The organism is Mesorhizobium sp. M2E.F.Ca.ET.209.01.1.1, assembly GCF_004010375.2.
Classification (GTDB): Bacteria; Pseudomonadota; Alphaproteobacteria; order Rhizobiales; family Rhizobiaceae; genus Mesorhizobium.
On the sequence record NZ_SADP02000641.1, the window covers coordinates 1 to 338 of the forward strand.

General features: G+C 65.7%; 1 pseudogene. It reads right to left on the reverse strand.

Features of this window, described 5'->3' with window-relative positions:
- A pseudogene (locus EN852_RS37250) lies at nucleotides 1-332 on the reverse strand (phosphoesterase); the annotation flags it as partial.
- Nucleotides 333-338: the final 6 nt, after the last annotated feature.

Below are 338 nucleotides of genomic sequence, written 5' to 3' on the forward strand. Positions count from 1 at the left end.
GAAAGCACCTGCCCGCCGGCAATGGCGGCAAAGACGAACAGCGCCGTTCCCGGCCTGCGGATCAACAGCAGGTACACGATCGTCGCCGTCGTGATCAGGACCAGCACACTGGTGCTGCCGAGTGCGGTGATATCGCGGACGGCGCTCTGCAGCCAAAGCGGACCGATCGGACTGTCCGGCTGCCCGGCATGACGGAAGGCAAGCAGGATCTCCGTGTCGAAGGCGTGCGGCGTCGTGGCGCGCGCCACCTCCATAAGTTCTTCAAAACCCCACAGCCCGCCGGCGATCACCAGCCCGGCCAGCAGCAGGGGGAATTCGATCTTGGCAAGCAGCGCGAC